Raw genomic sequence first — 8,235 nt, 5'->3', positions numbered from 1 at the left:
CGCCCGGAGACCCCCGACGGAGATGCCGCCCTGGCCGGCGACGGCGGCCCGGTGCACGCCCGCGCCGAGGCGGAGCGGACCGACTCCGGCCTGCCCGTCCGGGTCCGACAGGCGAACATCGTTCCCGAGTTGCGAGACGACCCGGCGGTGTCCGAAACCGACGACGAGGATGTGGTGCGCCCACCGGAGCAGGTTCGCCGGATGATGAGCTCCTACCAGACCGGCACCCGGCGTGGGCGGACCGATGCGGCTCGGCTGCTCGGCGGCGCCTCCGGCGCCCCGGCGGCGACGCCGTCCGAGCCGACCGACGAGGATCCACAAGCGACCTGACCGGGCACCGACGACGCGGGTTTCCGCGCGGTGTGACGGTCGAGCCCCAGACGAACAACGGCGCACAGCCGGGCGAGAAGAGGACGACGAAGTGACCCAGAAGACGGCTTCGAGCGCCGACCTGACGTGGTTGCTGGATGACCTGGTGGGCCGGGTGAAGCAGGCCGAACACGCGGTCGCGCTCTCCACCGACGGCCTCTTGATGGCCTCCTCCCAGGGGTTGAGCCGGGACGACGGCGAGCACCTCGCGGCGATGGCGGCCGGCATCCAGAGCCTCGCCCGAGGTGCCGGCAAGCGTTTCGGTGGTGGGCAGGTGCAGCAGACCATCATCGAGATGCAGTCGTCGTTCCTGTTCGTCACGGCGGCCGGCCGCAACGCCTGTCTGGCGGTACTGGCCACCGAGGACGCCGACGTCGGCCTGATCGCCTACGAGATGGCGATGCTGGTCACCCGCGTCGGCAAGTACGTCGCATCGCCGTCGCGCGGCACTGATCAGCAGGTCGGCGAGAGGTAGCGGCGATGACGGTCCAGGGGGAGTCCGCAGACCATCAGTGGGTGGATGACCACGCGGGTCCGGTGGTGCGTCCGTACGCGGTGACGCGTGGTCGGGCCCGCCCGGTCACCGGCACATTCGACCTGATCTCCCTGGTCACGGCGACCCGAGCCGAGGTCACGCCCGAGGTCGGTCTCGGTCCCGAGCATTTGGCGATCGTCGGCCTGTGCCAACGCATACAGTCCGTCGCCGAGATCGCCGCCCATCTCGACCTGCCCGTGGGCACCATCCGGGTGCTCCTCGGTGATCTGGCGGCCCGCAGCCTGGTGCAGGTCCGCGAGCCGCAGACCACGGCCGGTCTTCCCGACAACAGCATCTTCGAGGCGGTTATCAATGGACTACGGGCACTCTGACCGGCCGGCGGGAGCGACCCCACTGCCCACCGCGATCAAGATCCTGGTCGCGGGCGGCTTCGGCGTGGGCAAGACGACCATGGTTGGCGCGGTCAGCGAAACCCGGCCGTTGCGCACCGAGGAGGTGCTGACGGAGACGGGGGTCGGCATCGACGACCTGTCCGGGGTGGAGAGCAAGACCACCACCACCGTGGCCATGGACTTCGGCCGGATCACCATCAGCGACGACCTGGTGCTGTACCTGTTCGGCACGCCGGGGCAGGACCGGTTCTGGTTCGTCTGGGACGAGTTGGCGTTGGGGGCGATCGGCGCTGTGGTGCTGGCCGACACCCGCCGGCTCGCCGACTGCTTCCCCTCGATCGACTACTTCGAGGGTCGGGGGACCCCCTTCGTGGTGGCGGTGAACTGCTTCCAGGATGCCCGTAAGTACCGGCTCGACGAGGTGCAGGCCGCGCTGAACCTGGACCCGGGTGTGCCGGTGCTGCTCTGCGACGCCCGGCAGCGGGAGTCCAGCAAGGAGGTGCTCGTCACGCTGATGGAGCACGCCATGAAGACCCGCGAGGCCCGCCGCCGCGCCGCCAGTGGAGACTGACCAAGGTTTTTCGGGGGAGGGTGTCCGGAACGCTGTCGGCCGATCGTCATGCTGGTGATACCCCGAGAAACAAGGGAGCGACCAGATGAAGTACATGATGTTCGTCTGCAGCGACGCCAAGCCGGACACCGACCCCACCGAGTTGCCCGACATCCACAAGTGGGTGGCGGAGAACGACTCACGGGGTCGCCGTCTGACCGGCGACGCGCTGGCGCCGACCAGCGCCGCCACCACCGTTCGGGTTCGAGACGGTGAGCTGCTCGTCTCCGAGGGCCCGTTCGCGGAGACCGCCGAGGTGATCGTGGGCTTCGACCTGCTCGACTGCGCCGACCTGGACGAGGCGATCGAGGTGGCCCGCACGCACCCGATGGCCCGCGAAGGGCGGCTCGAACTGCGCCCGTTCGCGGACCTGCCAGACTGAGCGCGATGTCCACCTCGCCGCGCCGGCCGATGCGCACCCAGGCACCGGCCGGCGCGGCGGCGGAGGCCGTCGCGGCCGCCAGCGTCGAGGCGTACCCCCGGATCGTCGCGACCCTGATCCGGGTGACCGGGGACTGGGCGCTGGCCGAAGACTGCGCCCAGGAGTCGTTGACCGTCGCGCTGGAGCGTTGGCCCACCGACGGTGTGCCGGCCAACCCGGGCGGCTGGCTCATGACGGTGGCGCGCAACCGGGCGATCGACGTGCTGCGCCGGGCCACAGTGGAGCGGCGCAAGCTGCACGACCTGGCGTTGCTCACGCCGGACGAGGCGCAGCCCGAGCCCGAGGCGGGGCAGGACGTGGTGGACGACCGACTGCGTCTCATCTTCACCTGCTGCCATCCGGCGCTCGCGATCGAGGCCCGGGTGGCGTTGACGCTGCGAACGGTCTGCGGCGTACCGACCGCTGACATCGCGCGCCTGCTGCTGGTCAGCGAGTCGACGATGACCCGCCGGTTGACCCGGGCGCGTACCCGCATCGCCCAGGCCGGCATCCCGTACCGGGTGCCGAGCGGGCCGGCGCTGACCGAACGGCTGCCCGGCGTCCTCGCCGTGCTGTACCTGCTGTTCACCCGGGGCTACGTCGCCGACGGCGAGCCGGCCTTCGCCGCCGAGGCGGTCCGGCTGGCCCGGCTGCTCGAGCGGCTGATGCCCGACCAGTCCGAGGTCGCCGCGCTGCTGGCGCTGTGCCTGTTCCAACACTCCCGTCGCGACGCCCGCCGCGACGCTGCCGGCAACCTGCTCACCCTGGAGCGGCAGGACCGCGACCGGTGGGATCGCGACGCCATCGCCGAGGGCCTGGCCGCCCTCGATCGGGTACGCCACGACGGGTCGTACGCGTGGCAGGCCCGGATCGCCGCCTGCCACGCCACCGCCGCCTCGGCCGTCGAGACCGACTGGCCGACGATCGCGCGGGCCTACGACGCGCTCGCCGACCTCCGTCCCTCACCGGTGATCGAGCTCAACCGTGCGGTCGCGCACGGCTACGCGTACGGGCCGGCCGCCGGGTTGGTAGTGCTCGAGGCGGCGCGCGCCGGGGGCGGGTTGGACGGCTATCCGCTCGCCCTGGCGGTGCAGGCCGATCTGGTGGCCCGGCAGGGCGACCGGAGACGCGCGGCAGGGTTGTTCCGGGAGGCGGCGGCAGCGGTGGGCTCGACCGCCGAACGCCGTGCGCTGCTCGACCGGGCCGACGAACTCGCCCCGTAGGGCAGTGGGGGTCAGCCGCGCTTGGCCAACACCAGGAACTGGGTCCAAGCCGCCGGGTCGAAGGCGAGCGCCGGACCGGCCGGGTCCTTGGAGTCACGTACGCCGATGACGCCCGCGAGGTTGTCGGCCACCTCGACGCAGTTTCCGCCGTTGTTGCCACTCTTGCTGCTCTTGCGCCACCGAGCGCCGGTCAGGTCCATGATGCTGCCGCTTCCCTGAGGAGATTGAGGGACTGCGCCCGCGACAGGGCGCCATCGCGAATGCGTTCCCACCGTCGATCGAATGTAGCAACGTCGGCAACCTTGTCGATGAGCTGCGCTTGCGCCTGGCCGTCGACGTGCGCGACCCGCGCGCCGTCCGGCATCTCGGCCACTGTGAACGCGGCTGGGAACGGCGAAGGCCGCCCCCGCCGGAGCGGGAGCGGCCTTCGACCAGCCGTAAGCGATCAGTTGGCGATCATGCGGCGCAGCACGTACTGCAGGATGCCGCCGTGCCGGTAGTAGTCCGCCTCACCGGGGGTGTCGATCCGCACCACGGCGTCGAACTCGACGCCGGTGTCGGTGCTGACCTGCACGGTCTGCGGGGTCTCACCGTCGTTCAGGGCGGTCACCCCGGTGATGGTGAACGTCTCGGTGCCGGTCAGGCCGAGCGACTCGGCGGTGACGTCCACCGGGAACTGCAGGGGCAGCACGCCCATCCCGATCAGGTTCGAGCGGTGGATCCGCTCGTACGACTCGGCGATGACCGCCCGGACGCCCAGCAGCATCGTGCCCTTGGCCGCCCAGTCCCGCGACGAGCCCGAGCCGTACTCCTTGCCGGCCAGCACGACCAGCGGGATGCCGGCCTCCTGGTAGGCCACCGAGGCGTCGTAGATCGAGGTCTGCTCGCCGGTGAGGTGGTTGACGGTGAAGCCGCCCTCCACCCCGGGCACCAGCTGGTTGCGCAGCCGGATGTTGGCGAAGGTGCCCCGGATCATCACCTCGTGGTTACCCCGGCGGGAACCGTACGAGTTGAACTCGTGGCGCGGCACACCGTGCTCGGCCAGGTACGTGCCGGCCGGGGAGTCCGCCTTGATCGCGCCGGCCGGCGAGATGTGGTCGGTGGTCACCGAGTCACCCAGCTTGGCCAGCACCCGGGCAGCGGAGATGTCGACGACCGGGCTCGGCTCCTGCTGCATGCCCTCGAAGTACGGGGGCTTGCGCACGTAGGTGGAGTCGTTCTCCCAGGCGAAGGTGTCGCCGGTCGGGGTCGGCAGCGACTGCCACCGCTCGTCCCCGGCGAAGACATCGGCGTACGCGGCGCTGAAACCGGTGGCGCCGATCGCCTGGGCGATGACGTCCTGGATCTCGGCGCTGTTCGGCCAGATGTCGCGCAGGTAGACCGGGTTGCCCTCGGAGTCCTCACCGATCGGCTCGTTGGCCAGGTCGATGTCCATGGTGCCGGCCAGGGCGTAGGCGACCACCAGCGGCGGCGACGCCAGGTAGTTCATCTTGACGTCCGGGTTGATCCGGCCCTCGAAGTTCCGGTTGCCCGAGAGCACCGAGACGACCGACAGGTCGTGCTCGTTGACCGCGGCCGACACCTCCTCGGGCAGCGGGCCCGAGTTGCCGATGCAGGTGGTGCAGCCGTAGCCGACCAGGTTGAAGCCGAGCTTGTCCAGGTACGGCGTGAGGCCGGCCCGCTCGTAGTAGTCCATGACGACCTTCGACCCGGGCGCCAGGGTGGTCTTCACCCACGGCTTGCGGCTCAGGCCCTTCTCCACAGCGTTACGGGCCAGCAGCGCGGCACCGATCATCACCTGCGGGTTGGACGTGTTGGTGCACGAGGTGATCGCGGCGATCACCACGGCGCCGTGGTCCAGCTCGTACTCGACGCCGTCCGCGCCGGTGACCCGGACCGGGTTGCTGGCCCGGCCACCCGCGCCGACCGCAGCGGTCTCCAGGTCACGAGGCTCGTCGGCCGGGTCGCTGAACTCGTTGGCCGGCGGGTCGCTGGCCGGGAAGGACTCGGCGCTGGCCTCATCGGCCGGGCCGTTGGCGCCACGCGGCAGCTCCTCGCGGGGGACACCCGGCTTGAGGTCGCGCTCACCGACGGAGTCGTCGGCCACGTAGTCGGTCAACGCGGAGCGGAACAGCGTCTTCGCAGCACCCAGCGGCACCCGGTCCTGCGGGCGCTTCGGGCCGGCGAGCGACGGCTCGATGGAGCCGAGGTCCAGCTCCAGGCGCTCGGAGTAGTCCGGCTCGGCGTCCGGGTCGTGCCAGAGGCCCTGCTCCTTGGCGTACGCCTCGACCAGCGCGACCTGCGCCGCGTCGCGGCCGGTCAGCTCCAGGTAGCGGATCGTCTCCGCGTCGATCGGGAAGATCGCCACGGTGGAGCCGTACTCCGGGGACATGTTGCCGATGGTGGCCCGGTTGGCCAGCGGCACGGCGCCCACGCCGGGGCCGTAGAACTCGACGAACTTGCCGACCACACCGTGCTTGCGCAGCATCTCGGTGATGGTCAGCACCAGGTCGGTGGCGGTGGTGCCGGCCGGCATCTCACCGGAGAGCTTGAAACCCACCACCCGGGGGATCAGCATGCTGACCGGCTGGCCGAGCATCGCGGCCTCGGCCTCGATGCCACCGACGCCCCAGCCCAGCACGCCCAGGCCGTTGACCATGGTGGTGTGCGAGTCGGTGCCGACCACCGTGTCCGGGTACGCCTGGCCGTTGCGCTCCATGATGGTGCGGGCCAGGTACTCGATGTTGACCTGGTGCACGATGCCGGTGCCCGGCGGGACGACCTTGAACTCGTTGAACGCGGTCTGACCCCAGCGCAGGAACTGGTAGCGCTCCTTGTTGCGCTCGTACTCCAGCTCGACGTTGCGGGCGAACGCGTCCTCGCGGCCGAACAGGTCGGCGATGACCGAGTGGTCGATGACCAGCTCGGCTGGGGCGAGGGGGTTGACCTTGCTGGCGTCGCCGCCCAGGTCACGTACGGCCTCGCGCATGGTGGCCAGGTCGACCACGCAGGGCACGCCGGTGAAGTCCTGCATCAGGACCCGCGCCGGGGTGAACTGGATCTCCACGCTCGGGGCGGCGGTGGAGTCCCACCCGCCGAGCTGGCGGATGTGGTCGGCGGTGATGTTCGCGCCGTCCTCGGTCCGCAGCAGGTTCTCCAGCAGGATCTTCAGGCTGTACGGCAACCGCGCGTGGCCGTCCACCTTGTCGATCTTGAAAATCTCGTAGCTCGCGTCTCCGACGCGTAGCTGGGTCTTCGCACCGAAGGTGTCGAGGCTCGCCACGTCGTACTCCTTCACACCAGCGACCGTGAGTAGTCCTGAGCAGTCTGTCGCACCGGTCGGGGTGCCGCCGAGGTTAGGTGACACTTACCGCCCGATTCTGCTTCCAACAAAACCGTACGTCCGTCTTGCTATATGTGCAACCTGACGTCACGGGTTGGGCGTCGCGCGACCGCCCGTCGTCGTCCCGCGACCGCCCCGCGTCGTCGGATCGGCGAGGTAGGGTCGGGGCCGATTCGGAAGGGGTGCCGAGTGATCGACGTTCAGCACTGGCTCTCGGCGCTGCCCCCGGGCGTGGTCTACCTGCTCGTCGCCGGCGTGATCGGCGTGGAGAGCATGGGCGTTCCGCTGCCCGGCGAGATCGTCCTGGTCAGCTCCGCCCTGCTCGCCGCCACCGGAGTGGTGGAGCCGGAGTGGGTGGCCAGCGCGGCGGCGTTCGGCGCCATCGTCGGCGACTCCGTCGGGTACGCCGTCGGCCGACGCGGCGGTCGCCCGCTGCTCGCCCGGCTGGGCAGACGGTTCCCCAAGCACCTGGGCCCGGCGCAGCTCGCCCGTGCCGAACAGAGCTTCGCGCGGCACGGCGTCTGGGCGGTCTTCTTCGGTCGGTTCGTGGCACTGCTGCGGATCCTGGCCGGGCCGCTCGCCGGGGCGCTGCACGTGCCGTACCGCCGCTTCCTGGTGGCGAACGCGGCCGGCGGGTTGGTCTGGGCCTTCGGCACGACATACCTGCTCTACTCGGTTGGCCGGGCGGCCGAACACTGGCTGAAGGACATCTCCTGGGCCGGGTTGGTCCTCGCGGTGCTCGCCGGGCTCGGCAGCACCTGGTGGCTGCGCCGCCGCGCGCACCGCGTCGCGTCGGCCGACGGCGCCGCCGACATGGAGGCGGCCGAGGTGCCTTCCAGCGGTCAGTCTGCTGGGGCGGCTTCGGGCGGTCGGTCCGTTGCGGCGGCATCCGGCGGTGAGGCGGCTGTGGTGGCGCCCGGCGTTGAGCCGACCCGCGGGCGCGAGCACTGACGTAGGCACGCCGAAGGGCCGCACCCCGTGGTGGGGTCCGGCCCTTCGGTCATGTGGTGGTGTGGGTCAGCTGGTGGCGTAGCCGCGGGTGGCGATCCAGTCGGCGAGGTGCTCGACGGTGATCTGGTAGGCGGCCTGGTTGGGGTCGGCGGAGTCGGCGATGGTGACGGTGTCACCGTTGTTCTGGTAGCCGACGACGCTGATGTAGTGCCCGCCCTCGTAGGAGTGGGTGACGCCGTCGGTGTCGGTGCTGGTGCCGGCGATGTTGGCGACCACGGCCCGGCCGTCGTCGACGGTCTTGACGATGTCGGCGCGCAGCTGATCGGTCTGCTTGGCGTTGGCGTCGGGGGTGCTGATTTCTACGGAGCGGTAGGCGTCGTTCTTACCGGTTTCCTTGTTCAGTACGGGGGTGATGTCGTTGATGGAGTTG

9 protein-coding genes and 2 pseudogenes are annotated in these 8,235 nt (G+C 70.6%); 7 read left to right on the top strand and 4 right to left on the bottom strand.

Features of this window, described 5'->3' with window-relative positions:
• The 6 genes and pseudogenes from DLJ58_RS05045 to DLJ58_RS05020 all read left to right on the top strand — a co-directional run.
• Positions 1 to 330, top strand: a pseudogene (locus DLJ58_RS05045) (nitrate- and nitrite sensing domain-containing protein); the annotation flags it as partial.
• A gap of 91 nt (positions 331 to 421) precedes the next feature.
• Complete coding sequence (locus DLJ58_RS05040; RefSeq protein WP_030337269.1) at positions 422 to 844, top strand: roadblock/LC7 domain-containing protein; 423 nt, start codon at positions 422 to 424, stop codon at positions 842 to 844.
• A gap of 5 nt (positions 845 to 849) precedes the next feature.
• Positions 850 to 1,236 carry a DUF742 domain-containing protein gene (locus DLJ58_RS05035; RefSeq protein WP_030337267.1) on the top strand — a complete coding sequence of 129 codons (387 nt, stop codon included), beginning with the start codon at positions 850 to 852 and terminating at the stop codon, positions 1,234 to 1,236.
• Positions 1,217 to 1,828: a GTP-binding protein gene (locus tag DLJ58_RS05030; RefSeq protein ID WP_124854074.1), complete on the top strand. Its 612-nt coding sequence runs from the start codon at positions 1,217 to 1,219 to the stop codon at positions 1,826 to 1,828. Before DLJ58_RS05035 ends, DLJ58_RS05030 begins: the two co-directional genes overlap by 20 nt.
• A 94-nt stretch (positions 1,829 to 1,922) precedes the next feature.
• On the top strand, positions 1,923 to 2,249 hold the full coding sequence (locus DLJ58_RS05025; protein WP_244218780.1) for a YciI family protein: 327 nt from the start codon (positions 1,923 to 1,925) through the stop codon (positions 2,247 to 2,249).
• 5 nt (positions 2,250 to 2,254) lie between these two features.
• Positions 2,255 to 3,511, top strand: a complete 1,257-nt coding sequence (locus DLJ58_RS05020) for an RNA polymerase sigma factor (protein ID WP_244218779.1) — start codon at positions 2,255 to 2,257, stop codon at positions 3,509 to 3,511.
• 11 nt (positions 3,512 to 3,522) lie between these two features.
• On the opposite strand, the gene DLJ58_RS05015 is transcribed toward DLJ58_RS05020, so the two are convergent.
• From DLJ58_RS05015 to DLJ58_RS05010, 3 genes and pseudogenes are all read right to left on the bottom strand, one after another.
• Positions 3,523 to 3,711 (bottom strand): DUF397 domain-containing protein, encoded by a 189-nt coding sequence (locus DLJ58_RS05015; RefSeq protein WP_124854072.1) that lies wholly within the window; start codon positions 3,709 to 3,711, stop codon positions 3,523 to 3,525.
• Positions 3,702 to 3,932, bottom strand: a pseudogene (locus tag DLJ58_RS33765) (Scr1 family TA system antitoxin-like transcriptional regulator); the annotation flags it as partial. The gene DLJ58_RS05015 and the pseudogene DLJ58_RS33765, both read right to left, overlap by 10 nt.
• Positions 3,933 to 3,956: 24 nt before the next feature.
• Positions 3,957 to 6,809, bottom strand: coding sequence for an aconitate hydratase (locus DLJ58_RS05010; protein ID WP_124854071.1), 2,853 nt, complete (start codon positions 6,807 to 6,809; stop codon positions 3,957 to 3,959).
• A 234-nt stretch (positions 6,810 to 7,043) separates the two neighbouring features.
• Here DLJ58_RS05010 and DLJ58_RS05005 point away from each other — a divergent pair, with 234 nt between their 5' ends.
• The gene (locus DLJ58_RS05005; protein WP_244218778.1) at positions 7,044 to 7,805 is read left to right on the top strand and encodes a DedA family protein; all 762 of its coding nucleotides are present in this window, start codon (positions 7,044 to 7,046) and stop codon (positions 7,803 to 7,805) included.
• Between the two features lie 66 nt (positions 7,806 to 7,871).
• Here the strand turns inward: DLJ58_RS05005 and DLJ58_RS05000 are convergent.
• On the bottom strand, positions 7,872 to 8,235 hold a 364-nt coding region (locus DLJ58_RS05000), incomplete at its 5' end, for a C39 family peptidase (RefSeq protein WP_208740854.1).

The organism is Micromonospora arida, from assembly GCF_003857035.1.
Classification (GTDB): Bacteria; Actinomycetota; Actinomycetes; order Mycobacteriales; family Micromonosporaceae; genus Micromonospora; species Micromonospora arida.
Note: the sequence above shows the minus strand (reverse complement) of the source record. Positions and strands in the feature narration are given on the sequence as shown.

Bases quoted from the DNA above. Each gene is read 5' to 3' on its own strand.
- DLJ58_RS05035 (WP_030337267.1), top strand. From the start codon at position 850: ATGACGGTCCAGGGGGAGTCCGCAGACCATCAGTGGGTGGATGACCAC.
- DLJ58_RS05030 (WP_124854074.1), top strand. From the start codon at position 1,217: ATGGACTACGGGCACTCTGACCGGCCGGCGGGAGCGACCCCACTGCCC.
- DLJ58_RS05025 (WP_244218780.1), top strand. From the start codon at position 1,923: ATGATGTTCGTCTGCAGCGACGCCAAGCCGGACACCGACCCCACCGAG.
- DLJ58_RS05020 (WP_244218779.1), top strand. From the start codon at position 2,255: ATGTCCACCTCGCCGCGCCGGCCGATGCGCACCCAGGCACCGGCCGGC.
- DLJ58_RS05015 (WP_124854072.1), bottom strand. From the start codon at position 3,711: ATGGACCTGACCGGCGCTCGGTGGCGCAAGAGCAGCAAGAGTGGCAAC.